General features: G+C 47.1%; 20 protein-coding genes and 1 pseudogene. 17 read left to right on the top strand and 4 right to left on the bottom strand.

The features are described 5' to 3' along the window. Positions 1-52: 52 nt before the first annotated feature. The 3 genes from ACYQ2M_RS09945 to ACYQ2M_RS09935 all read right to left on the bottom strand — a co-directional run bounded on the left by ACYQ2M_RS09945 (position 53) and on the right by ACYQ2M_RS09935 (position 2512). Entirely contained in the window at positions 53-901 is an 849-nt protein-coding gene (locus tag ACYQ2M_RS09945) for a 2-oxoacid:ferredoxin oxidoreductase subunit beta (protein ID WP_459916183.1), read from the bottom strand. A 1-nt stretch (position 902) separates the two neighbouring features. Further along, entirely contained in the window at positions 903-2048 is a 1146-nt protein-coding gene (locus ACYQ2M_RS09940; RefSeq protein ID WP_459916182.1) for a 2-oxoacid:acceptor oxidoreductase subunit alpha, read from the bottom strand. Positions 2049-2239: 191 nt separating this feature from the next. Then, on the bottom strand, positions 2240-2512 hold the full coding sequence (locus tag ACYQ2M_RS09935) for a 4Fe-4S dicluster domain-containing protein (protein ID WP_459916181.1): 273 nt from the start codon (positions 2510-2512) through the stop codon (positions 2240-2242). A gap of 297 nt (positions 2513-2809) precedes the next feature. Between ACYQ2M_RS09935 and ACYQ2M_RS09930 the strand changes: the two genes are divergently transcribed. From ACYQ2M_RS09930 to ACYQ2M_RS09910, 5 genes and pseudogenes are all read left to right on the top strand, one after another. Continuing rightward, on the top strand, positions 2810-3445 hold the full coding sequence (locus ACYQ2M_RS09930) for a hypothetical protein (RefSeq protein WP_459916180.1): 636 nt from the start codon (positions 2810-2812) through the stop codon (positions 3443-3445). 13 nt (positions 3446-3458) lie between these two features. Then, positions 3459-4835, top strand: a complete 1377-nt coding sequence (gene dbpA, locus ACYQ2M_RS09925) for an ATP-dependent RNA helicase DbpA (protein ID WP_459916179.1) — start codon at positions 3459-3461, stop codon at positions 4833-4835. A gap of 695 nt (positions 4836-5530) precedes the next feature. Continuing rightward, entirely contained in the window at positions 5531-5872 is a 342-nt protein-coding gene (gene rhuM, locus ACYQ2M_RS09920; RefSeq protein ID WP_459916178.1) for a RhuM family protein, read from the top strand. 477 nt (positions 5873-6349) lie between these two features. Continuing rightward, positions 6350-6949: pseudogene (locus ACYQ2M_RS09915) on the top strand (aspartate/glutamate racemase family protein); the annotation flags it as partial. A 43-nt stretch (positions 6950-6992) separates the two neighbouring features. Further along, positions 6993-7322: a nitroreductase family protein gene (locus ACYQ2M_RS09910; RefSeq protein WP_459916177.1), complete on the top strand. Its 330-nt coding sequence runs from the start codon at positions 6993-6995 to the stop codon at positions 7320-7322. A 205-nt stretch (positions 7323-7527) separates the two neighbouring features. On the opposite strand, the gene ACYQ2M_RS09905 is transcribed toward ACYQ2M_RS09910, so the two are convergent. After that, entirely contained in the window at positions 7528-8121 is a 594-nt protein-coding gene (locus tag ACYQ2M_RS09905; protein WP_459916176.1) for a LysE/ArgO family amino acid transporter, read from the bottom strand. A gap of 209 nt (positions 8122-8330) precedes the next feature. Here ACYQ2M_RS09905 and ACYQ2M_RS09900 point away from each other — a divergent pair, with 209 nt between their 5' ends. The 12 genes from ACYQ2M_RS09900 to ACYQ2M_RS09845 all read left to right on the top strand — a co-directional run bounded on the left by ACYQ2M_RS09900 (position 8331) and on the right by ACYQ2M_RS09845 (position 23995). After that, positions 8331-9224 carry a LysR family transcriptional regulator ArgP gene (locus ACYQ2M_RS09900; RefSeq protein ID WP_459916175.1) on the top strand — a complete coding sequence of 298 codons (894 nt, stop codon included), beginning with the start codon at positions 8331-8333 and terminating at the stop codon, positions 9222-9224. Positions 9225-9252: 28 nt separating this feature from the next. Then, positions 9253-9621: an AAA-type ATPase lid domain-containing protein gene (locus ACYQ2M_RS09895; RefSeq protein ID WP_459916174.1), complete on the top strand. Its 369-nt coding sequence runs from the start codon at positions 9253-9255 to the stop codon at positions 9619-9621. 24 nt (positions 9622-9645) lie between these two features. Then, a complete protein-coding gene (locus ACYQ2M_RS09890; protein ID WP_459916173.1) occupies positions 9646-12033 on the top strand; it encodes an acetate--CoA ligase family protein in 2388 nt (795 codons plus the stop codon). 470 nt (positions 12034-12503) lie between these two features. Continuing rightward, complete coding sequence (locus tag ACYQ2M_RS09885; protein WP_459916172.1) at positions 12504-13184, top strand: nitroreductase; 681 nt, start codon at positions 12504-12506, stop codon at positions 13182-13184. A 65-nt stretch (positions 13185-13249) separates the two neighbouring features. Beyond that, positions 13250-14194: a D-2-hydroxyacid dehydrogenase gene (locus tag ACYQ2M_RS09880; RefSeq protein ID WP_459916171.1), complete on the top strand. Its 945-nt coding sequence runs from the start codon at positions 13250-13252 to the stop codon at positions 14192-14194. A 122-nt stretch (positions 14195-14316) separates the two neighbouring features. Beyond that, positions 14317-14904, top strand: a complete 588-nt coding sequence (locus ACYQ2M_RS09875; RefSeq protein ID WP_459916170.1) for a response regulator — start codon at positions 14317-14319, stop codon at positions 14902-14904. A gap of 140 nt (positions 14905-15044) precedes the next feature. After that, a complete protein-coding gene (locus ACYQ2M_RS09870) occupies positions 15045-15935 on the top strand; it encodes a diguanylate cyclase (RefSeq protein WP_459916169.1) in 891 nt (296 codons plus the stop codon). A 14-nt stretch (positions 15936-15949) separates the two neighbouring features. Next, positions 15950-19687, top strand: coding sequence for a response regulator (locus ACYQ2M_RS09865; protein ID WP_459916168.1), 3738 nt, complete (start codon positions 15950-15952; stop codon positions 19685-19687). Positions 19688-20173: 486 nt separating this feature from the next. Then, the gene (locus tag ACYQ2M_RS09860) at positions 20174-21460 is read left to right on the top strand and encodes a (Fe-S)-binding protein (protein ID WP_459916167.1); all 1287 of its coding nucleotides are present in this window, start codon (positions 20174-20176) and stop codon (positions 21458-21460) included. A gap of 11 nt (positions 21461-21471) precedes the next feature. Further along, the gene (locus tag ACYQ2M_RS09855) at positions 21472-21783 is read left to right on the top strand and encodes an IscA/HesB family protein (RefSeq protein ID WP_459916166.1); all 312 of its coding nucleotides are present in this window, start codon (positions 21472-21474) and stop codon (positions 21781-21783) included. 142 nt (positions 21784-21925) lie between these two features. Further along, positions 21926-22444, top strand: coding sequence for a hypothetical protein (locus ACYQ2M_RS09850; RefSeq protein WP_459916165.1), 519 nt, complete (start codon positions 21926-21928; stop codon positions 22442-22444). Positions 22445-22717: 273 nt separating this feature from the next. Next, positions 22718-23995 (top strand): double-cubane-cluster-containing anaerobic reductase, encoded by a 1278-nt coding sequence (locus ACYQ2M_RS09845; protein WP_459916164.1) that lies wholly within the window; start codon positions 22718-22720, stop codon positions 23993-23995. The last annotated feature ends 8 nt before the right edge of the window (positions 23996-24003 follow it).

Raw genomic sequence — 24003 nt, 5'->3', positions numbered from 1 at the left:
GAATATGTGCGCTTAGGGGACAGCTTTTCAAATTTGTCCCCACCTTTCGAAACTATTTTGCTGACGGTTGGTGATAAATTCGATGGTATTGTTCATCGTGGGAGGGTTTTTCAATGTCCACAAATTTACCCAGTATCACCTTTCTCTTGAAATCAATGCCCAGCTCGCCGGGGTCGGCATTGTTCTTTATAATGGTATTGTCGTGGTATTCCCTTAAAGTATCCAGGGGTTTTTGCTTATTTCGCCGTCCATAGTTGATGGGGCAGGGCGACAGCGCCTCAATAAAGGAAAATCCCTTGTGATTAATGGCCGCTTCTATGCTGTCGGCAAGATCCCTTGAGTGGAGCATGGTCCATCTTGCCACATAGGTGGCACCGGCGGCATAGGCAAGCAGCGGCAGATTAAAGGGGGACTCTGCATTACCCTCCATGGAGGTGGAAGATCGGGCCTCATGGGGGGTTGTGGCCGCAGCCTGCCCGCCGGTCATGCCGTAAATGAAATTGTTCACGCAGATTACGGTGATGTCCATGTTCCGCCGGGCCGCATGGATAAAATGGTTGCCGCCAATGGCAAAGAGATCTCCATCTCCCGAAAAGACAATGACATTGGTCTCGGGTCTTGCCATTTTAATACCCGTGGCAAAGGGGATGGCCCGGCCGTGGGTGGTGTGGAAACTGTCTATATTGATATAACCGGCCCCTCTGCCGGAACAGCCTATGCCCGAAACCATGGCAAAATCATTGTAATCTATCCCTGTGTTTTTCATGGCCGTCAGGCATGCCGTGAAAACAGACCCCGTACCGCACCCGGAACACCAGATATGGGGAATCCGTTCCATGCGAACCAGATCTTCCAGTGGATGGGAGACGGGCGCCTTTTCTTTCAGTGCTGGATTACCCATGTTAAAACGCCTCCTTTAAAATGGAAATCACTTTTTCCGGGGAGACCACGGCCCCTCCTGGATGGCCCGCAAGGTATGAAGGGGCCTTATAGCCTGCGCAGCGCTCCACCTCCCGGCTGATCTGGCCCATGTTGATCTCCACGGTGACAAAGCCCTTCACCCTTGTGGCCAGTTCCTTTATTAAATGGTCGGGAAAGGGCCACACGGTTATAAGCCTTAAAAGACCTGCCTTGATACCCTGGGCTCTTGCCATGTCAACTGCGGTGTAGCTTGTCCTGGATGACACCCCATAGGAGACAATGACAATGTCTGCATCGTCCAGAAGATATTGATCCGTCATGATAATGTCGTCCAGGTTGTTCCTGATCTTGCCCAGCAGGCGTTCCATCATTTCCGCCTGGGTATCCACACTCATCACCGGGTACCCTTTTTCATCGTGGGTCAATCCTGTCACATGGACCTTGTACCCCTGGCCGATGGCGGGCATGGGGGCGACCCCGTTGGGACCGGGTTTGAAGGGGTGAAAGTTATCCTTTTTCCCCCGGGGTTGAATCCTGGAAAAGGTTTTTATGGCCTCTTTTTCCGGTATGACCACCTTTTCACTCATGTGTCCCACAATCTCGTCGGACATGATGAATACGGGGGTGCGATATTTTTCGCTTAGGTTAAAGGCGGTGATGGTGAGGTCAAACATCTCCTGGGGGGAAGAGGGTGCCAGGGCAATGATCTCATAATCTCCGTGGGAGCCCCACTTGGCCTGCATCATGTCTGCCTGGGCGCCCTGGGTGGGCAATCCTGTGGAGGGGCCTCCCCGCTGGACATTGACCACCACACAGGGGGTTTCTGTCACAATGGCAAGTCCCACCGTCTCCATCATGAGGCTGAACCCGGGCCCTGACGTTGCCGTCATGGTTTTCTTTCCTGTCCATGCTCCACCAAGAATGGAGGTCATGGCTGCAATCTCATCTTCCATCTGTATATAGGTGCCCCCCACTTGGGGAAGGCGCTGGGACATGTGCTCTGCCACCTCGGTGGCGGGTGTGATGGGATACCCCCCGAAAAAAAGGCACCCCGCCGCAATGGCCCCTTCGGCACATGCAATGTCTCCGTTGATAAAATGCTTACCTGTATCGACTGCTGGTTTCATCCTTACCTCAATAGTCCCTTATTCGACATTGGACAGGCAACTTATGCCTGTCTGTTGTGTGGATCATGGAAAAACAGACCCTTGAATTTTTTTTGCGGGTTCAACTTTTCACCAGGGAGTCCCTTTTTGAATCTCTGTTTCAGGAGGGGTGATTGACCGTCTTCTCCTGGCGTATTCCCTGGAAATTCTGACTAAACGGTGGCTTTTTCTGCCATGGCTTCTGTGGAAAAAATGGCAAACTCGGGACAGAGAAGCTCGCAATAGTGGCAGTTCAGGCATCCCTCTGCTTTTAAGCGGGGAGGATGGTAGCCGTTTTTGTTGAATGCCTTTGAAAATTCAAGAACACCCCTTGGGCAGTACTCAATGCAGTAGCCGCACCCCTTGCAGCGGTCCTCAATGATGTGAACAACTCCCTGTGTTACTTCAACCTCTTCTGAATCGAGAGGAACTCTCCAGTATTTCATAGCCCTTTCCCTGTATTGGCGCATTGATTTCGCGATTGGATATTTGCTGGCCAATGCATATATCATCTTTTTGAGAATTGGAAGGGAATTTTTTGTGGTTGGTGTGCTTTTGATGTGATGGGGTGTTTAAAAATGTATGGGTGTCTGCTTTCTTGAATCATTCCTAACCTGGACAAGCCAGAACCAAAAGAGAGAAGAATGCATGCCTTTCATGGGAAGATGGGTTGATTTTCCTTGATTTTAGTTATATATGTCATTCGTGAATGATGATAAAGTAAAAGGAGTGATTTGTAGTGCATGGAAAATTTTAATATAACAAAAATATGTAACTTTTTTAGAGCGGGGCGGTTGAAATGTTTACCCTTTATCCCCATACATCAATGGAAAATATGGAGTGGGGTGATTCAGCTTGGCATGCTTTTGTCCATGACAGCTGTTTTGAGCATGGGGTTCATGTATTTTGTTAATATGTTTTGGGAACTTTACGCTTATACGCCCATGGGGCAGCAGTTTCTTGAGATGTATCCCGGTGTCTCCCTTGCCGTTTCCGACCTTCTTGACCTTGATGTGGTGACCTTTTCCACGGAAGTCACTGTCAGCACGTTTCTCTTTTGTCTATTCATAAGCGCTGTTTGTCAAATGGTTTATCTTCTTCGATATTTCTATTTACCAAGAGGATTATTCGGACGATTCATTTTATTCGGGATGCCCTTGGCCTCGGTTTTGGCAAGGTATTTACAGGATAGTTATGAACTGGAATACTGGAATATTGCTTTTGCAGTTGCTTTATTTCCCACCCTGATTTTGTTTTCAGGTTGTTTTAGATTTTCCCATGAGCACATTCCGGAAATTGGTGATATAATAACAGATGTGTCTGACATTGTGAGAAAATTATTTAAGTTCATCAAGAATGAATCCCATCTAAAACAATAATAAAAAGGATTTCATGAGCGCTTTTACTGCGTTAGCACTAAACAAATCAATGATCGAAAACCTGAAGACCCTGGGATACCAGGAGATGACCCCAGTCCAGGCAGGCAGTTTACCCCATGTGTTGAAAGGAGAGGACCTGCTGGCCCAGGCCAAGACAGGAAGCGGAAAGACCGCCGCCTTTGGCATCGGCGTGCTGCACAACCTGAAGGTGAAACGCTTCCGGGTGCAGGCCCTGGTGATGTGTCCCACCCGGGAGTTGGCAGAGCAGGTGGCAGGAGAACTGCGGCGCATCGCCCGATTTAAACACAATATCAAAATTGTCACCGTCTGCGGCGGAGTGCCCTTTCTTCCCCAGCAAATTTCTCTGGAGCACCAGGGCCACATTGTGGTGGGAACTCCCGGGCGCATTGAACAGCATTTAAAACGGGGGACAATGAACCTTGATCATGTGACCACCCTTGTTTTGGATGAGGCGGATCGAATGCTGGATATTGGCTTTACCGACAGCATTGAAGCCATCATGGGGTATGTTCCTGAAGCCCTCCAGACCCTTCTTTTTTCTGCTACATTTCCAAAGCCGATCCTTGACTTGAGTGCGCGGTTCCAGAAAAATGCGCACCGGGTGGTGGTGGATGTAGAACACGAAGAAAATGTTATTCGCCAATATTTTTACGAATCCGGTTGGGACTGGAAACCTGTTGTTACGGCTCATATTTTAGATGCATGTAAGACTGCATCGGTACTGATTTTTTGTAACACCAAACTGCAGTGTAAATCTCTTTCAACGTTTCTTGGGACAAAAGGGTTTTCATCCCTTGCCATTCACGGCGATCTTGAGCAAAAGGAGCGAACCGAGGTCTTGGTGCGTTTTTCCAATGGCAGTACCCCCATTCTGGTGGCCACGGATGTGGCAGCCAGGGGCCTTGATATTTCAGGCTTAAGTGCGGTGATCAACTTTGATCTTCCCTTTGAGCCGGAGGTGTATATCCACCGCATCGGTCGGACAGGCAGGGCTGGCAAAGAGGGGATGGCTTTTTCCCTGATGACACCCAAAGAGCGTTTCAGACTGGAAGAGATAAACACCCTGATGGGCACGGCTTTTGAGGTGTCTGACATCGAATCGCTTGAGCCTGCAACCCAGGAGAGCGCCACACCTCCCATGGTGACCTTCTCAATCAATGGGGGGCGAAAGGCCAAATTGCGACCTGGAGATATCCTGGGGGCGCTGACCAAGGACGGGGGAATCCATGGCAGCTGCGTGGGCAAGATCAACTGCTTTGAATTTTATTCCTATGTTGCCATTGAACGAACCATGGCTGATGAAGCCGAAAAAGCGCTGTCGAAAAATAAAATCAAGGGACGGCACTTTATTGTTCACAGACATGAGTAATGGACGTTAACAAAACCTGACCCCTGACCGGATTTCTTCAGCGGTAACTTTTTTTCGAATATTTTCCATATCCGCCATGACCCTGGCAAACCTCACCCCCCCCCTCAGCAGCACGGATCCAGGAGAGTTGGGGGCGTTCAGGGCGTATGACTTTTTCGCCATCTTTTTATGGATGCGCTTCACCCGTTTCACTGTCCATTTGTTGTCATCAATGTAGTGGTAGTCTCCAATGTGGCTTGTTTTGTGGCGTTCGTCTCTTTGGGGGACTTTTTCTCTTAATGTGCATATTCACTACGGAAATAATATCCGCAGTGGGTATCTTGGCTGATTATGATACTGCATTATTCAGCATTAAGAAACATTATTGACACAAAGTGGTCATGGGTGTAAGGGATAATGACTTTGTTTTTTACTTGCATTGAATTTGTAAGGCCAGGGCGTTTTTGATGGACTGAGTGATGTACGAAGCCTTGGTGTATATAGAGGATAAGTCGATGACAGATTACAACAGCATACAGATCTACCAGAGTTCGGACGGGGAAACCTGTGTGGATGTCCGGTTTGAAAAAGAGACGGTCTGGCTGACACAGGCTTAAATGGTAGCGTTGTTCCACCGGGATGTGTCTGTTATTTCACGTCATATCAAAAATGCTGTTCATGAAGGGGAAATCAATGAAACGAGCAATTTGCAAAAAATGCAAATTGCTTGTTCTGACAAGCCGGTTACTCTTTATGACCTGGATGTGGTGATTTCTGTCGGCTACCGGGTGAAATCCCCACAGGGTGTCCAGTTTCGTCGGTGGGCCACTCAGCGGTTACGAGACTATTTAATTAAGGGCTATGCCATCAACCAGCAGCGGTTTGAAGAAAATGAGGTAGAATTAAAGCAGGCCCTTGCCCTGATTCAAAAGGGGGCCAAATCGCCTGCCCTTGCCACGGACATGGGGCGGGGACTGGTGGATATCATGGGCCGGTATACCCAAACTTTTCTGTGGCTTCAGCAGATGGATGGCCAGCCTGTGATTAATGAAACTTGACTTGCCGCTTTAACCCTGCTGGTGGCCGAATCTGATCCAACGCAAAAAGAGACCCTGATTAAATTGATAATGAATTTGTTGTGCACACCCGAATCATAGCATTTTAAAAAAAATATTTGAGGATGTCATGCTAAAAAAGCGGCATAATCAATTGGAGCTATACAAGCTGCATGTTTCTCATTCTAATTTTGTTTTCAAAATTAGAATTGGGCTTTTAATAAGTGAGCCAGAGCTTATTGATTTATCATTTGTAAAATCCGGAGTGCTGCATTCGATGAATACCGACCCGGTAAAATGGTAAATTGAAAACTTTTGACTCCCTAAATTAAAGTGTTGGATGATTACATGGCTATTACCCCAGTCAAGTTGTCCATCAGTACCATGCATTTGGCGAAGGGGCTGGAATTTCGATAGGTTCCCGTTAAATTTCCAACCACAGTAGGAACAGGGAAATCAAAAGCTCCCAAAAAATCACTCGGTGGTTTGCACTCAACAAAAATAGCCATGTATAGTGTAGACTTCGATCCCATTGAAAAGTTGCAACACGAAGGTGATTGGGAGGGCACTGCAAAAATTCTTGTTGAAGCTGCTAAAAATGTACAATCAGCTGGAGCAGATTTTTTACTTATTTGTACAAACACAATGCATAAAGTCGCTCCACAGATAGAAGAAGGCATTGACATCCCCTTAATTCATATAGCGGACGCAACAGCTGAGCTCCTTTTAAAAAAAGGAATCAAAACAGTGGGATTACTGGGAACTGCTTTTACAATGGAGCAGGATTTTTATAAAGGCAGGTTAATTGAAAATTATGGTTTAAGCGTCCTGATTCCCAATGAAATAGACAGGCAAATTGTCCACAACGTTATTTATAAAGAACTTTGTCTGGGGGAAATACACCCTGATTCAAAAATAGCGTATTTGCGTATTATTGAAGCGTTGGCGGCTCAAGGTGCTGAAGCCGTAATTCTTGGTTGTACTGAAATTGGAATGCTGGTCAATCAGGCTGATACTGAAGTGATGCTTGTAGATACAACGTATGTTCATGCACAGAAAGCTGTTGAGTCTGCAATCTGAATTGATAAACGCCAGCCTGGTATCATAGACCATTGAGTATTTCTTGAGTATGACTGTACTGTACAAGTATAACGCCCTAAATTCTGATTTTGACTGGCAAGTCAAATATGAAGGGATTCACAAGGAACGGCAGTATGGCTCGGCCTACGCCTTTTATGATGCCATGGGCATTGAAAGAAGCGATAAAGAGGCCAGAATGATGGCGATGCTTCGGAACTGGATGTTTTTTGATGCACCCCATGTGTTGTTTATTACCATGGAAAAATACCTGAATATCATGGGGGGTGTGGACATGGGGATCTATGCCCAGACCCTGTCTTTGTTGATGATGGAAGCTGGTATATCAAGCTGCATGCAGGGTGCGCTCGGGTAGTATTCTGATCCTGTTCGAGAATTTTTATCGATACCTTAGAATCATGGTATTCTTTTTGGTATGTCCTTTGGGTATGAAGATACAACCGCCAAAGTAAACACCACGCGTACGGAAAGGGCGGCGCTGGAAGACTCGGTGACATTTTTTGGTTTTAAAAACGTATCTGGTTTTAAATTAATATTTTACGGTAGACCGACCCCATGGATTAGATCAGGGAAAAGGCGATGCTACACATGATAATCCCAATCAGGGTATCCAAAATTCGCCAGGCAGTGGGGTTTTTGAAAACAGGTGCCAGCATCTGCCCGCAAAAGCTCAAAGAGAAAAACCAGACAAAAGATGCAGATGCGGCTCCCACCCCGAAAAAAAGACGACTCTGGCCATTAAACTGTCCCCCAATGCTGCCAATGAGAAGCAGGGTGTCAATATAACAATGGGGATTGAGCCAGGTCACCGCCATGGTGGTGGCAATGGCTGTGCGAAGGCTGCATTTTTTTTGTTCTGCATTCAGTACATTCCCCTGGAAGGCAGATTGAAACGCTTTAAATCCATACCATAACAGGAATGCCGCGCCGCCCCAGGCCCCTGCTGCTGCCAACCGGGGGGAAGATGCAATCACGGTGCCCACACCGGAAATACCAATGGTGATAAGCAGTGCATCACAGAGACTGCACATCAAGGCAATGAGCAGATGATGGTTTTTTCTGACCCCCTGTGAAAGTACAAAGGCATTTTGTGCGCCGATGGCAACGATCAATCCGCCGCTGACCCCCATTCCCTGGAAAAATGGTCCCCACATTGATTCTCTCCTGAGTTTCATTCTCTGCATGTTCAGGCGTGTGCCTGATAAATTTTTGGACCTGCCTCATGCTCTCATGGAGCGTGTGGCGTGGCCGGTGTTGTATTCAAATCTCATATTTCCCATGTAACAGGGGGGATATAGCATGTGAATTGAAATAAATAAAATTAATAGATTTTATTATGGATAAATTATGTTAATAATAAGAGATGCTTGATTATAAACTTTTAGAAGCCTTTGAAGCTGTCATCAGGGAGGGTGGTTTTGACAAGGCCGCCAAAGTTATTCATCTTACCCAGTCCGCCGTCTCCCAGCGCGTGAAACTCCTTGAAGTTCACATGGGGCAGGTACTGCTCATTCGGACAACGCCACCAACGCCTACGCCGGCCGGTGGACGTCTATTAAAACATTATCTCCAGGTGAAATTACTGGAGAGCGATGTCACCCGGGAAATGGCACCTGGCTCAAAGAGAAGTCTGGTTTCCCTTGCCATTGCTTTAAACGAAGATTCCCTTGCCACATGGTTCCCCACATGCATTGCCCCGTTTTTAACTCAATATCCGGTACTCATGGATTTGCGGGTGGATGATCAGGAGCAGACCCATCAATTTTTAAGTGATGGTCAGGTGCTGGGATGCATCAGTTCACGCTCAGAGGCCGTGCAGGGGTGTACCGTTTCTTTTCTTGGGGGCATGAATTACCGGTTGGTGGCGACACCGGAATTTGTAACGCAGTGGTTCCCCCAGGGTCTGAATTTCCAGAGCATTGAAAAAGCGCCGGCTGTGATTTTTAATCGCAGGGATAAATTGCATACCCTGTTGTTGTCACAACTCTTTAAAGGGGGGCTGCCGCAGATTTCAAGTCATTATGTACCGTCTCCAGAGCAATTTGCCTGGATGATTGCATCTGGGTTTGCATATGGCATGCTCCCGGATCAGCAGAGTCTTGGGATGCTGGACGACGGCGGGCTTGTGGACCTATGCCCCAATGAGCATGTTCAAGTTGATCTTTACTGGCACCGATGGAATATTGCCTCTCCCATGATCGATGCCTTGACCCGGTGTCTGGAACAAGGAGCGGGGAAGCTTTTATGTAAAAAATAGCCAGGGAAGTCCCAGCTGATGCCCGGTAATGATCCTGGGCGAGACCGGAGTGGGTAAGGAGCTTCTGGCTCGTCACTTTCTGAGGCGGTATGCTGTAAAATATAATCACCCGGATCTTGATATGACTCTGGCCGACGAGGCCATGCTCCTGAATTATAGCTGGCCGGGAAATATCCGGGAACTTCAAAATATAATGGAACGTGCGGCGCTATTGTCCGACGGGCATGGTCTGGCACTGAATCTACCTACAGGAATACCATCCTATTCAAAAAATCCCTTTGAAGACATGCCCACCCTGGAGGAGATGCAGTGTCGATATATCAATTATGTATTGGAGAAAACAGAAGGGAAAAGATATCATTTAAAACCTAAAGCCGTGAATGTAATTTTTATGTAACAAACAGAATCCATAGGGGCTGACATGCAATTATTTATAGATTTTGAGAAAATGACCGGGGTGTTCGCTGCGGCAGCAAGTGAAGGCCGATTCCAGCTGTTTGAATATGAAACATATGAAGTGTTAAGTGCCCTGGGGTCAGAGTCAGTGCCCCGGCATCATTTGCTGGCCCGAAATCATCGCCTAACCACTGAACTGCTTTCCCAGTTCATGGAAGACAAGGTAGTACTAAAGATAGTCAGCCCGGATATTGTCCATAAGTCCGATGTTGGGGGGGTAAAAGTGGTGCCCCGGATTCTTGGAAAAGTCAGAAGCGAAAGCCGCCGCATGGTGGATATGGTGTGTGGTAAATTTGCCGCCTTTCTGGAAAAAAACGGAAATCATGATCCGTCATTGCAGGAATACTCAGCACTTTCCGGGGATGATTTGTGCAATACCATTAACAAAAAGATAAAAGGGGTCCTGATCACCCAGTTTCTGCCCCCGGAGTCGGATTCCCTGGGCAATGAGTTGCTGGTCAGTCTCCGGTGGACAAGGGAATTTGGTATGGTCATTACCGCAGGGCTTGGGGGCACTGATACTGAACTTTATGCAGAACGATTTCGTCTGGGCCAGGCTGTGGTGTCTGCCTCCACGGCGGATGTGTCCGGAGATGCCTTTTTTGAGATATTTAAAAAAACAATAGCCTATGAGAAACTCTCGGGCCAGACTCGGGGGGCAACCCGTCTGATTTCCGATGAACAGCTCATGGAATGTTTCAGTGCCTTTATTGCCGTTGGTAACTACTTTTCTCCATTAAATGATACGGCACCTTATATAATTGAAGAGCTGGAGGTAAACCCCTTTGCCCTGGTGGACTATGAAATGGTTCCTCTGGATGGGTTGTGCCGGTTTTCAGAGCCCTTTTCCCCCAGGACTTCCCGCAGTGTGGAACGCATCGCCTACCTTCTTCATCCTGAAAATGTGGTCATCATCGGGGTTAGTTCAACAAAAATGAACTTTGGACGAAATATTCTGCAAAATATGATCAAGTCAGGCTTTCCCAAAGATAACATTACCATCGTATCACCAAGTGTAAAAGAGATTGACGGGGTTGCATGCGTCAAAGATATTACCCAAATCCACGATACAGACCTGATAATCCTTGCCGTGGGGGCGCACCAGGTACCGCAGCTTATTGATGAGATCATTGATAATGATCGAGCCAAAAGTGTTATTCTCATTTCCGGTGGCCTGGGGGAAACGCTGGACAGTCAGGAAAAGGCCAGACAGGTGGTGGAGAAAATTTCCAAGGCCCATTCCCGGGAACAGGGAGGTCCTGTCTTTCTGGGAGGTAATTGCCTGGGGGTTATTTCAAGGCCAGGTAAGCTGGATTCTTTTTTCACCCCCGAGGCATGTTCTCCCCAGCGACGAAATCAGAATGCCGGTCCGGTGGCCCTGGTGAGTCAAAGTGGTGCCTTTGCGCTGGTGAGGATGACCTGCCTTGTATCTGGAGATCCGGCGTACAATATCACCGTTGGAAACCAGCTGGATCTCACCATCGGAGATTGTATTACATGGCTGGCCGATGCGGATAATATCGGTGTGATCTGTGTCTATGTGGAGGGGTTTCAGGATCTTGACGGCCTTCACACCTGCCGGGGAATCAGAAAAGCGGTGCAAAATAAAAAAGAGGTTCTGGTGTACAAGGCCGGGCGCACCCCGGAAGGAAAACAGGCCACCTCCGGTCATACCGCATCCGTTGCAGGGGACTATATGGTCTGCACCTCATGTCTCAGGCAGGCGGGTGCCCTGGTGGCAGATAGTCTCGAAGAGTTTGACGGCCTTGCAAATATGGCGTTATCCCTGCACACAAAAAAAATATCAGGGTATAGGGTGGGGGCCTTGAGTTCGGCTGGCTTTGAGTGTGTGGGCGTTGCAGATGCCCTTGAGGTTCGGGACTCCAGCCTTGAATTGCCTTTGTTTTCCCTTGATACCCGGGAGACCATTGCTGCTCTCTTTGAAAAATCCGGTCTTGCAGAAATCATGGATATTAAGAATCCCCTGGACATTACCCCAGCAGCGCCGGATAACATTTTTGTTGAGGTGATCAAGGCCATGATCCAGGACGATGGGATTGATATTATTGTAACATCTCTTGGGTCATTGGCACCAGCCACCTCGGATACACCTGACCCCGATGATCCCAAAGGCTTTACAACGGATAAAAATAGTCTGACATCATTGTTGCCGGGTATCATGGCCAAGTCTGATAAACCGCTGGTGGTTTTCAATGATGCCGGCAGAAGCCACGAGCCCATTAATAATTGGTTAAGGCAAAAAGGCATCCCCGTTTTTAATACATCCCGCCAGGCCATGAGTTTGCTTGCGCGGTATACTGCCTATCGACGTCGGATACGAGGTTCCGTTTAAACCGTATAAAAACACTGTCCATGAAGGGGAAATCAATGCAAAAAGCGGGTTTGGTTACAAGATGGGCCATGCTCACGGTTGTCGAGGGGACACTTTTTTTGTTTGGTGCTAGTTTAATCGGCCGGGAGGTTGCCCAAAACATTATCTGGATTCTTTGGTTTACAGGCTCCTTGACCGGATAGACAATGCAATATGTAGGGGGAAAATCGGTATCATAGACAATTGGATATTTATTGAGTATGAATGTGGGGTGGGGTTATGGAGTGGGGGCATCGTGGGGTGGGCTCAGGCTTGCTTTATTGGCGCTTGAAACACAGGCACAGGTGGTTGTAAAAAGCATAGAGCCTGATAAAAAAATTCAGGCTTTAATACCAGATAGCCTGCCCCTCATTGGCCCGCCAACTGTGACGGGTGGCCCATTTTGTGATCAAGCCCTATTTAAATTTTCAGCTAAAAGGAGAATATGTACAATGAGCATTGATGAAATATTGAAAAAACGTCTGTCGGTACGGGCCTTTTTGGATAAGCCCGTACCAGAGGAAACCTTGAATCGGATTTTCAGCAGTGCCCAGAGGTCTCCATCCAACTGTAATGTTCAACCATGGCAAATTTATGTGATATCCGGTGCAAAAAAAAATGAGTTAAAGGATAAATTGGTGGAAGCCGTGATGAGAGGCAACCCCCCAAATCCTGATTTTGACTGGCAGATCAAATATGAAGGTATTCACAAGGAACGTCAGTATGGCGCTGCCTATGCCCTTTATGGTGCCATGGACATTGAAAGAAGTGATAAAGAGGCCAGAATGATGGCGATGCTTCGGAACTGGATGTTTTTTGATGCACCCCATGTGTTGTTTTTTACCATGGAAAAGTACCTGGGTATCATGGGGGCTGTGGATATGGGGATCTATGCCCAGACTCTGTCTCTTTTGATGACGGAAGCAGGTATATCAAGCTGCATGCAGGGTGCGCTCGGGCAGTATCCTGATCCTGTTCGAGAATTTTTATCGATCCCAGACAGCCATGGTATTCTTTTTGGAATGTCCTTTGGTTATGAAGATACAACCGCCAAAGTAAATACCACGCGTACGGAAAGGGTGGCGCTGGAAGATTCGGTGACGTTTTTGGGTCGGGCCATGACAAAGTCCTGATATAAAATAATAACATCAGTTTTTTTGCAGTTTTTACCCATAGAATCATAGGATAGGTAGGATTAATGAAAAAAAACAAAGCAATTATTTTGTCAGGAGATGCTGATACTTATGAGGAAATTCTGTTTGATGAAAATTTGCCGGGACTTTCCATTCAAGCCTGCCGGGATTCGGATCAGGCTGTACCCCATCTGAAAGACAGCAATATTATTTTTGGAACCCCGGCCCTTGTCTGCCCGTTGTTGTCCCAGGCTCCCCGGGTAAAATGGATTCAGTCCATGTGGGCGGGCATCACCCCTTTTCTGGAGCCCGGCATGCGACGGGACTATCTTTTAACAGGGGTAAAAGAGGTGTTCGGTCCCATGATGGCCGAGTACGTGATCTGCCATATGTTAATGCATGAGCGTCGTTCCCTTGATCGCTTTAAGAGCCAGCTTGAAAAACAATGGGATACCACACCACCGGGAATACTGATGGGAAAATGTGTGGGAATCATGGGAATTGGTTCCATTGGGAAGGCCATTGCCGGGGCCACAAAGTTCTTTGGCATGGAAACCCGGGGATTTTCCCGGACAAAAACCCAATGCAGGCAGATTGATCGCTGTTATTTGCCCAGGGAGCTGACCTCCTTTATTAAGGGACTGGACTATTTGGTGTGCGTGTTGCCGGACACACCTGAGACCACCGGAATTATTGATGCAACCCTTTTAAAGGCCATGCCGGATACCACCCTTATCATAAACGTTGGCAGGGGAAATGTCATACATGAGGCAGCCTTGATCCAGGCATTGAAAAATAGAGATATCGCAGGGGCTGTGCTGGATGTGTTCCAGGAGGAACCCCTGCCGCCGGATCATGGATTCTGGCAAACCCCCAATACCATCATCACCTCCCACACGGCGGCATTGAGTTTTCCAGGGGACATTGCCCCCATATTTGTTGAAAATTATAAACGGTTCATCAACAAGGAGCCCCTGATATATCGGATTGATTTTGAACATGGATATTAGTGGGGAGGGGTTATGATCAGCAAGCTATTTCTTTTTGGTCGGATTGTGGTATTAATGTGTTTTTTGTAAGTAATGAATGGACGTAATAATTCGTGAGGAATAAATGGGGAACGAGAGGAGTAATGGGGAAAGAAATAACCATTTTAGCTGTTGATGATTCAGAAATAAATCTTGATATACTCGTGGGTATATTAAAAAGGTATGATGTCATTCCGACACTTTCAGGCGAAGAAGCCTTGGAAATTCTGCAGGAAGAGAAAGTGGACCTGATACTCCTGGATATTGTAATGCCGAAAATGGATGGCTTTGAGGTCTGCCGTCGCATTAAGGCTGATGAGAGGACCCGGGAGATACCCGTGATTTTCATTACCGTTAAAAACAGCGAACAGGACATACAGAAATGTTTTGAACTCGGGGTCGTGGATTATGTTGCGAAACCCTTTAATGCCATAGAACTTTTGGCAAGGGTCCGAACGCATCTGAAATTGCGCAGCTATCAGGTTCGGCTGAAAGAGACTGTGAAGCAGCAGGCTCAATTGGCGTTCATAAAGAACCCATCTCAATTGAAGCAGGATTTGTTGCAACTTCATGGCATAACGGGCAATATGATAAAAGAATTGGAAAAAGAGGCCCCCATGAACAGAAAGGAAATAACGGCCGACTGCATGCAAATTCAACAAAGGCTCAACCGCCTGATAGATGGTTTATAAATCGAGTTAATTTTTAGCCATTTTGGATGGGGTCAGAACACAGGCCAGACCCTGTTGGTTACCGATTGTGATGGCTTGCCGATATTGTGACCAAGTCCCAAAAAAATAAATTCAAAGCGTTTCCTGGAGCATGGGAAAAAATGAATGAAAATATAGAAAAGACGATTCTAGTGGTGGATGATAACGAAAGCAATATTGATATGATCCTTGCCATTTTAAAGGAGTATGACGCCATTCCCTCAACTTCCGGTGAGGATGCGCTTGCATTGATCAAAGAAGAATCCATCGACCTGGTGTTGCTGGACATACTGATGCCTGGAATGGACGGCTATACGGTGTGCCAAATACTGAAGAATCAACCGGATACACAGGATATCCCGATCATATTTATTACCGCTAAAAGTGACGAAGAAAGCATTGAAAAAGCCTATGACCTGGGCGGTACCGACTATGTAACCAAACCTTTCAAGCCCAAAGAACTTCTGGCTCGGGTGAAGGTTCAGCTTAAACTTCAGGATATGCTCAGAGAGCTGGATTTTCTGGCCACCCGTGACAGCCTTACCGGCATTTATAATCGAAGAAAATTTTTTCAACTGGCTGAACAAATGTATGCTGAAGCATCAGATGATCTTTACGCCGTGATGATAGACATTGATCACTTTAAACGCGTCAATGACAAATATGGTCATCAAACTGGAGATATTGCGTTGAAAAATATAACCTCCGTTATTTCCCAGGTGCTTCCGGATTCATCGCTTTTTGGCCGTATGGGTGGAGAAGAGTTTGCCGTTCTTCTAAAGGCAAGTGATCAGACCCAGGCCATGGAAATGAGCTCCCTGCTTCAACAAAAAGTATGTGAAATCCCCATTAATACCGAGGGTGGTTTGACCATATCCTGTACCATCAGTAGCGGTGTTACACGCAAACAGGAAGATATCGTCTCGTTGGATCATTTGTTAAGGTTGGCTGATCAGGCCTTATACAAAGCCAAGGAGGGTGGTCGGAATCGAAGTATTTTCAGGGATGTATAATTTAAGGAATTATTTTGAAATCAATTCTGAACGGCATAATCATTTATCTGGTGCTTTTGTTCCCTGTGGCAGCCGGTGCTTTGGAATTTACACCCGAGGAAAAGGCATTCATCACCTCAACTCCTGAAATCAGGGTCGCCATGATGCCGGATTTTTCCCCATTCTCATACATAATCCAGGATGCAATCGGCGGATTTGAACACGACCTGCTCGCATTACTTTCCCAAAGAACGGGTTTGAAGTTTACCAAGCGGCTGGGCAACTGGAATGCGAATCTAACTGCTTTTAAAGCCAAAAAACTGGATATGATTGTCAGCATCTCGTACAAAAAAGAGCGGGAGCCTTTTACCCTTTTCACTAAGCCCTACTATGAAATTCCCATCATGATCTTTGTGCGGGATAATTTTGGAGAGTATCACGGATTAGAAAGTCTGGCGGGTAAGAAAGTGGGCGTGCTCAAGGACATTTTTTATAGCAAAGAGCTGGAAAAAATGGGAACCATGGAGCTTATGGTCTATGAGACATATGATGAGATAACCAAAGCCCTGGTATTTGGAAAAATCGATGCGCTTATTCAGAATTTGCCTAATATCAACCATCTGATCAAAAAGAATGTCTATACAAATTTAAAACTGGCCGGTGAACTTCAACTGCCGGGTATCAATAGGGAGGATTTGCGTTTTGGCATAGACCCGGACAAACCCATTCTACGTTCGATCATTCAAAAAGGGCTGGATTCCATTTCTGAAAAAGAAAAGGAGGCATTGGCCAACCTTTGGATTGGTGCGACACAGAACAGCAGAGGCAGTCTTTTAAAATTCAGTACAAAAGAGGATGCCTATCTGGTCGACAAGGAAACCATCACCATGTGCGTTAATCCCGATTGGGAGCCCTATGAAAAGATTAACGAACAGGAAAAGCATGAAGGGCTGGCGGCTGAATACATGCAGCTCATCGCCCAGAAAATTGGAAAACCATTTACCCTGTTGCGCACCAAAACATGGCAAGAGACATTGGAAAAAGCTAAAGCCGGGGAATGCGATATTATATCATTCCTGGAACCAAGTCCCGACCGCAAAGCATTTTTAAGCTTCACCGATCCCATCTATGAGGAGCCCGAAGTGATCATCGTTAAAAATGATGTTTCCTATCTCGGTGGCCTCAACGCCTTAAAAGGAAAAACAGTGGGGGTTCTCAAAGGTTCCCGGACGGCGGGAATGATCAACAATGAATATCCGGAAATCCGGGTGGTTTATGTGGAAAGCCATACCAAAGCCATGCGAATGGTTTCCGGCGGCGAGCTTTCTGCTGCGATTACTCCCCTGGTAGGGGCGGCATATCTCATTGCCAAAGAGCGGCTGTTTGATATTAAGATCATCGGTGATACAGGCCTCAAAAATCGCTATGCCATGGGGGTAAACAAAAATGATATCATGCTGCAGGGCATTATGAAAAAAGCAGTGCTGGCCCTGACAGACGATGAGGTTGAAGAGGTCAGCAATAAATGGCTTTCGGTTCGCATGGAAAAAGGAACGGACTACAGTCTGATCTGGAAAATCCTGGCTGGCGTTGTGCTGATCCTAATGGGTGGGGTTTACTGGAATCGCAAACTTACCCATATCAACATGCAGCTTGCGGCGGCCAAAAAAAAGGCAGAAGATGCGACTGTAACAAAGTCCACCTTTCTGGCTAATATGAGTCATGAAATTCGCACGCCCATGAACGCCATTACCGGTATGATCTATCTGATGAAACAAACCCGTTTGGATGCAACACAAAGCGGATATGTTCATAAGATTGAAAACTCGGCCAACTCTCTGTTGGGGCTGATCAACGACATTCTTGACTTTTCCAAGATCGAAGCTGGAAAGCTTGCCATTGAAGAAATTGATTTCGACCTGCACACCGTCATCGACAACGTCACTACCCTGGTGGAACTTAAGGCCATAGAAAAGGGTTTGGAGTTTGTTGTCAGCTATGATCAAGGCATGCATATGAATCTCCACGGTGACCCCCTGCGGCTGGGGCAGATACTCACAAATCTTGCCAACAATGCTGTGAAATTTACCCAGACAGGAGAGGTGGGCATTTACATTACCCGTTTGAAACAAGACCGTTACCGGTTCATGGTTCGCGATACGGGTATCGGGATGACACCCAAACAGCAGTCGAATCTTTTTCAATCCTTTTCCCAGGCTGATGCCGGAACGACCCGCAAATATGGTGGGACCGGTCTGGGGCTTGCAATTTCCAGGCAGCTTGTGGAAATGATGGCAGGCCATATCTGGGTTGAAAGTGAGCCTGGCAGGGGCAGTACCTTTACATTTGAGGTGAACCTGGGAGAACAGGAGAGCAAGCCCAAAAGTCTTCGGCAATTCCCGGATAAAAATGTGCTGATTGTGGATGATACGCCAAGCTGGCAAAAGATACTGACCCGCCTTCTCAAAGGGTTTAATATCGGTGTCACCACAGCTGATAGCGGTGAAGAAGCCATTTCAATGATTTGCCAGCAGAAACAAAATTTTGATCTGGTGCTGATGGATTGGAAGATGCCGGGCCTTGACGGGATTGAAACCACAAAAAAAATCCGTGAACAATGCCAAAGCCTCCCGCCCACCATCATCATGGTATCGGCCTATCGCCAGGATAGCCTGCTCAATGCCGCCAAAGAGCAAGGCATAGAGATTTTTTTGCAAAAACCCGTCAATCCGTCCCTGCTTTACAACGTGATCATGGAGGTGTTTGGCGAGAAAATCAAGCGCGAATACCAAAAAAATGTTCAGTGCTCCTCTCTTAAAAATGAGCTCACAACTCTGAGTGGAAGCACGATTTTGTTGGCCGAAGACAACAGCATGAACCGGGAAATTGTGCATGGCATGCTTTCTCACAGCGGAATTCTGATCGTGGATGCCAGCAACGGCAGAGAGGCGGTCCAAATGGTGGAGGCGGAACCGGAAAAATATGAGCTGATCTTGATGGATATCCAGATGCCTGAGATGGATGGATATGAAGCCGCAGGTCTGATTCGGAAGCAAAACAGCGACCTTCCGATCATTGCACTAACCGCCAACGCACTGGTCAGCGATATTGCTAAAACCAAAGCTGCCGGGATGCAGGAGCACCTTAATAAGCCCATTGATGTCGAAAAGTTGTTTGCCACACTGCTGAAGTACATCAGTAAAAAATGTGAGGTAAAAGCTGTAGCCGTTAAAGCGGAACCGGAAGAGGGGCCAGACGGCACACCTCCTGATATGATCCATGTCAATACCCGGGCCGGTATCTCAAGGGTCATGGGTGATGCAACTCTCTATGAAAAATTGTTGGGTGATTTTGTGCGCAATTACAGCACGCTAAAAGTCTCTCCCCAAAAGGAAGATTTTAAGAGAAACATTCACACAATTAAGGGTCTCAGCGCCGCCATTGGTGCAGAAACGCTCAGTGAAGTATCCAAAGCTTTAGAAGATGACCCAAATGTTAAAAATCTTACAGCATTTCAGCAACAATTGACCCTGGTATGTGATGAGATAGTACGCACGGTTAAATTCAAAGAAGATTTAACGATACATAAACCTCTTTCCATAGAACGTGAGCTGGAATTGCTGCAGGAACTCAAAACCGCACTGAAATCCAGGCGGAAAAATCTCTATGCCCCCTTGCTTGAAGAATTGCCCGGACATGAGGAATTAAAATTGTTGGTCAAGCGGTACAAATTCAAAGATGCATTGGAGATATTGGAAAAGGAAATAAACTGAACCGGGCCAAGTGACTGAACACTTCGTCCTTGGAGAGGGATCAACAGATTCAATATTGTCACCCTGCATTATATGAAATATCGATTTGCAATAATAATTTTTTCCATGTAGTTTAATTTAATTTTATCCATAAACAATCAATCTGGTACCCGTTCTATATTTTTTACTCAACGGGTACAAATCAATCAAAAAAGGATCACTCATGCTCATTTTTCCCATAATTCGTTGACGTAGATGCTGCTCTGCTGCCCGTGCTGGTGGCTGCTGCTCTGCTGCATGGGGAATGCAGACATGCGTGTCCTTTCACCATCTTTCCGACTGACCGCTCTTCACTGTCTCATTCCTTTTGCAGTTTTTAATTTATAAAACCCCACTTATAGAATGTTTAATAGGGGATTAATGATTTTGTGGCAGATGTATCTGCCATGCCGTCATCAACTTATCTGGGAGAAAGATACCCCAGTTTTTTGCAAAAGGAAACTCACTATGCTGGATCGGTTGAATATCACCCACCAGAAAACAGAAATCAAAGACAAGGTCCGGGAGCTGCTGCCCGATGGAAATTTCAACATTTGCCTGACCTGCGGTGCCTGTGCCAGCGGCTGCCCTGCCACGGGCATCATGGATATGGATCCTCGTAAATTTGTACGTATGGCCACATTGGGCATGGATGCGGAGCTGGAAAGAAATCCCTGGATCTGGACCTGCACCATGTGTAAACGATGTTATGACCTTTGCCCCATGCATCTCAATATCCCCCAGCTTATTTACTATCTGCGTTCCCAATGGCCCAGAGAAGAGCGGCCCAAGGGGATTCTCGGCTCCTGTGATCATCATCTGAAATCCCGGGGAGGCGCCATGGGAGTCCCCTTAGATGACTTCACCTTCACCGTGGAGGATCTGGCCGAGGAGTGTCGGGAAGAACAGCCTGGTTTTGAAGAGCTTAAAGCCGACATCGACCGTGAGGGGGCCTTCTTTGCCCTGAACCAGAACTCCCGGGAACCGGTGACAGAGCCCGATGAGCTTTTGCCCCTGTGGAAAATTCTTCACACCGTGGGAGCCGACTGGACCTACTACTCCACCATGTGGGCCGGAGAGAACTATTGCATGTTTCTGGCCGACGATCCCTCCTGGGAAAAAATTATCCGCGAACAGGCGGAACACATTGACCGGTTGGGATGCAAGGTGCTCATCAACACCGAGTGCGGCCACTCCTTTTTTGCCCTGTGGGAAGGTCTGCAGCGTTTCAATATCCCCCATAATTTTGAGTTGAAAAGTATTGTGGAACTCTATGCCCAGTGGATCAGAGAAGGAAAACTTAAGGTGAATTCCGACTGGAATAAAACAAACATCAAATTCACTGTCCAGGACCCCTGTAACCTTATCCGCAAATCCCGGGGGGACGACATGGCCCAGGATCTGCGATTCGTGGTGAAACAGGTTGTTGGGGAAGACAATTTTGTGGACATGACCCCCAACCTGTCCAACAACTTCTGCTGTGGAGGCGGCGGTGGGTCCCTGCAATCCGGGCTCAATGACGAGCGGCACGCCTACGGCAAAACCAAGTTTGATCAGATCATGGCCACCGGGGCCACCTATGTGGTCACTCCCTGCCACAACTGCCACGCCCAGATTGAAGATCTCTCCCACCACTTCAGCGGCGGATATCAGACAGTTCATCTATGGACCCTGATCTGTTTATCACTGGGAATATTGGGAGAAAATGAAAGAACTTACCTCGGGCCAGATCTGGCCGATTATGGATTGGAATAAAGGAGAAAACAATGATTAACGTCACTGAAAAAGCACAGGAACAAATTAAGGCCTTTTTTGAAAGCAGAGACATTAAGCCCGTTCGGATTTTTTTAAACCAGGGGTGCGGTGGAGCCCAGCTGGCCATGGCCCTGGACGACAAAAAAGAGACCGATGCGGCAACAGAAATAGCCGGGGTCACCTACCTCATGGACACCGACCTTCTGAAAGACGCAACACCGGTTGAAATTGATTTTTCCGGAACGGGATTCCAAATTTCTTCCAGTCTGGAGCTTTCATCCGGGTGCTCCTCCTGCGGCAGTCACGGTTCCTGCTGTTCATAAGAACTCGTGGTAACGGCGGACGATTGTGGGGTTATACTTCATATCGCCTCCAAGGAATTTTACACGCTTGGGAAAAGGCTTCCTCCCCAAATGGGAGGAAGTCTACCGAAAGTGTAAGCTGGAAAATGGGAATGTAAATATAATGAAACGAAGAATATATATACACACCCGGGTTGAAAAAGAGCTGGAACGTCTGAAAGAACAGGAAAATACACCGGGATTTGCTGCGGAAAGGGCCCATCAGATCATTTGCTCCCTTGCTGGAGGAGAATCCCTGATCAATGCCGGAAGGCTCTCCAGAAAGGGAGATGCCCGCATCCGAAACTGTCTGAAATATAATCTTGGCAAAGGGTATCGACTTGTCTGTGTAAAAGAAAAAAATAATATTTACGTGTTGTTCAGCGGCAATCACGACAGTTGCCATACCTGGCTGGACAAGCACCGGGGCCTTAAAATTGAGAGCATCATGGAGCAAATGGTCCCCTTTGGCGGCAGTTCGTTTCCGGCCTGTGCCGTGCGTCCTCCCCATTGTACAAGATCTGAAATAGGGGAGAGCAATGATTCATGGGACGGGATAGATAAAGAGGCCGATCCCCTGCCGAGAATTTCTCAAAAGGATCTGAGAGTCGTTTTCCAGGGAATAGTCAATGCGTTGTCTTAGCCCATGGAAACAATATGTGTTTGAAATCGAGAGAATGACAATTTTCATCAAGGTGATTGCAATGAGTTATACCACATAAATGAGCTCGGTTAACAATACCTTCGTCAATTTTTAGAATGTGGTTGTGAGCAGGATCACAAGGCTCTGTATGTTGTGTGTTTATGATTTTAAAATCGCATCATATGGCTGGCAAGCTGATCAAAAATATAATTGGCGAAGGTGTTAGTTAAAAGCCATAATTAGAATTACTGATTTACCATGAAAGGAAGAAAAATGACTGAAGATTATCGATCCATGTGGACGGATCTTGGACTGGATCTGGATGGCCACGACGCATTGCTGAAAGTGCTGGGAAACGCTTATAAAGATATCTACCTGGCCCAGAGAAATCGGCCGGAGGGAATGGGGTATTTTGATTTTGTGATGAGTGAAGTCCACGGACTGCGCATCAAGGAGCTCATGGATGAAAAGGCATCCGGTCGAAAGATCATCGGTTCATATTGCGTCTTTGTCCCCGAAGAGATAGCCCTTGCCGCCAATGCCACACTGGTGGGGCTCTGCTCCGGGGCGGATTTTGCAATGGAATCGGTTGAGCAATTGTTGCCCAGAAACACTTGTGCGTTGATTAAATCTTCCTTTGGGTTTAAGCTTGGTAAGGTGTGTCCCTATCTTGAAAGCGCAGACATGATCGTAGGGGAGAACACCTGCGACGGCAAGAAAAAAGCCTATGAATCCCTGGGACATCTGGTGGACAATCTCTATGTCATGGATCTGCCCCAGATGAAAACCGAAAACGGAAGAGCCCTTCTCAAAGGAGAATATCTGCGATTCAAGGATGCGGTTGAAGCCCTAACCGGTGTCACAGTTACTGCGGAATCCCTCAAGTCTGCCATTGACGTGGTCAATGCCAAACGGGCCGCCATTCATCGCCTTTCCAGCCTGCGCAAGGCAGATCCTGCCCCGATTTCCGGGCTGGATGCTCTGCTGGCCAACCAGGTGTTTTTTTACGACAACCCTGCTCGGTTCACGGAGTCGGTTCATAAAATATGTGATGAACTGGAAAAACGCATACAGGATAAAAAAGGGGCCTTTCCGGAAAAGACCCCGCGCATACTGGTTTCGGGATGTCCCCAGGCGGTACCCAACTGGAAACTGCCCATGATTGTGGAGACATCCGGAGCTGTCATCGTGGGGGAAGAGTCGTGTGTTGGGGAACGGGGCACCCGTCACCTCACAGCCGACACCGGCAACACTGTGGACGAGATGATGGATGCTCTGGTGGATCGCTATTTTCAGGTGGACTGTGCCATTTTTACTCCCAATGAACAACGTCTTTTAAATATCCAGGAAATGGCGGCATCCTATCAAGCCGACGGAGTGATCCATTACGGCCTGCAGTTCTGTCAGCCCTATCTCATGGAATCCATCCCAGTGGAAAAGGCCCTGGAAGAAAAAGGTATCCCCTGTCTTCGCATTGAAACCGACTACGGCATGGAGGATATGGGGCAGCTCAAAACCCGGGTGGAAGCTTTTGTGGAGCAACTCAGATAGGAGAATAT

It is taken from the genome of Desulfocicer niacini, assembly GCF_054657595.1.
Note: the sequence above shows the minus strand (reverse complement) of the source record. Positions and strands in the feature narration are given on the sequence as shown.

Bases quoted from the DNA above. Each gene is read 5' to 3' on its own strand.
- ACYQ2M_RS09940 (WP_459916182.1), bottom strand. From the start codon at position 2,048: ATGAAACCAGCAGTCGATACAGGTAAGCATTTTATCAACGGAGACATT.
- ACYQ2M_RS09945 (WP_459916183.1), bottom strand. From the start codon at position 901: ATGGGTAATCCAGCACTGAAAGAAAAGGCGCCCGTCTCCCATCCACTG.
- rhuM (WP_459916178.1), top strand. From the start codon at position 5,531: ATGCAAATTGCTTGTTCTGACAAGCCGGTTACTCTTTATGACCTGGAT.
- ACYQ2M_RS09900 (WP_459916175.1), top strand. From the start codon at position 8,331: ATGCTTGATTATAAACTTTTAGAAGCCTTTGAAGCTGTCATCAGGGAG.
- ACYQ2M_RS09935 (WP_459916181.1), bottom strand. From the start codon at position 2,512: ATGAAATACTGGAGAGTTCCTCTCGATTCAGAAGAGGTTGAAGTAACA.
- ACYQ2M_RS09880 (WP_459916171.1), top strand. From the start codon at position 13,250: ATGAAAAAAAACAAAGCAATTATTTTGTCAGGAGATGCTGATACTTAT.
- dbpA (WP_459916179.1), top strand. From the start codon at position 3,459: ATGAGCGCTTTTACTGCGTTAGCACTAAACAAATCAATGATCGAAAAC.
- ACYQ2M_RS09895 (WP_459916174.1), top strand. From the start codon at position 9,253: ATGATCCTGGGCGAGACCGGAGTGGGTAAGGAGCTTCTGGCTCGTCAC.
- ACYQ2M_RS09890 (WP_459916173.1), top strand. From the start codon at position 9,646: ATGCAATTATTTATAGATTTTGAGAAAATGACCGGGGTGTTCGCTGCG.
- ACYQ2M_RS09860 (WP_459916167.1), top strand. From the start codon at position 20,174: ATGCTGGATCGGTTGAATATCACCCACCAGAAAACAGAAATCAAAGAC.
- ACYQ2M_RS09875 (WP_459916170.1), top strand. From the start codon at position 14,317: ATGGGGAAAGAAATAACCATTTTAGCTGTTGATGATTCAGAAATAAAT.
- ACYQ2M_RS09845 (WP_459916164.1), top strand. From the start codon at position 22,718: ATGACTGAAGATTATCGATCCATGTGGACGGATCTTGGACTGGATCTG.
- ACYQ2M_RS09855 (WP_459916166.1), top strand. From the start codon at position 21,472: ATGATTAACGTCACTGAAAAAGCACAGGAACAAATTAAGGCCTTTTTT.
- ACYQ2M_RS09905 (WP_459916176.1), bottom strand. From the start codon at position 8,121: ATGTGGGGACCATTTTTCCAGGGAATGGGGGTCAGCGGCGGATTGATC.
- ACYQ2M_RS09930 (WP_459916180.1), top strand. From the start codon at position 2,810: ATGGAAAATTTTAATATAACAAAAATATGTAACTTTTTTAGAGCGGGG.
- ACYQ2M_RS09850 (WP_459916165.1), top strand. From the start codon at position 21,926: ATGAAACGAAGAATATATATACACACCCGGGTTGAAAAAGAGCTGGAA.
- ACYQ2M_RS09885 (WP_459916172.1), top strand. From the start codon at position 12,504: ATGAGCATTGATGAAATATTGAAAAAACGTCTGTCGGTACGGGCCTTT.
- ACYQ2M_RS09870 (WP_459916169.1), top strand. From the start codon at position 15,045: ATGAATGAAAATATAGAAAAGACGATTCTAGTGGTGGATGATAACGAA.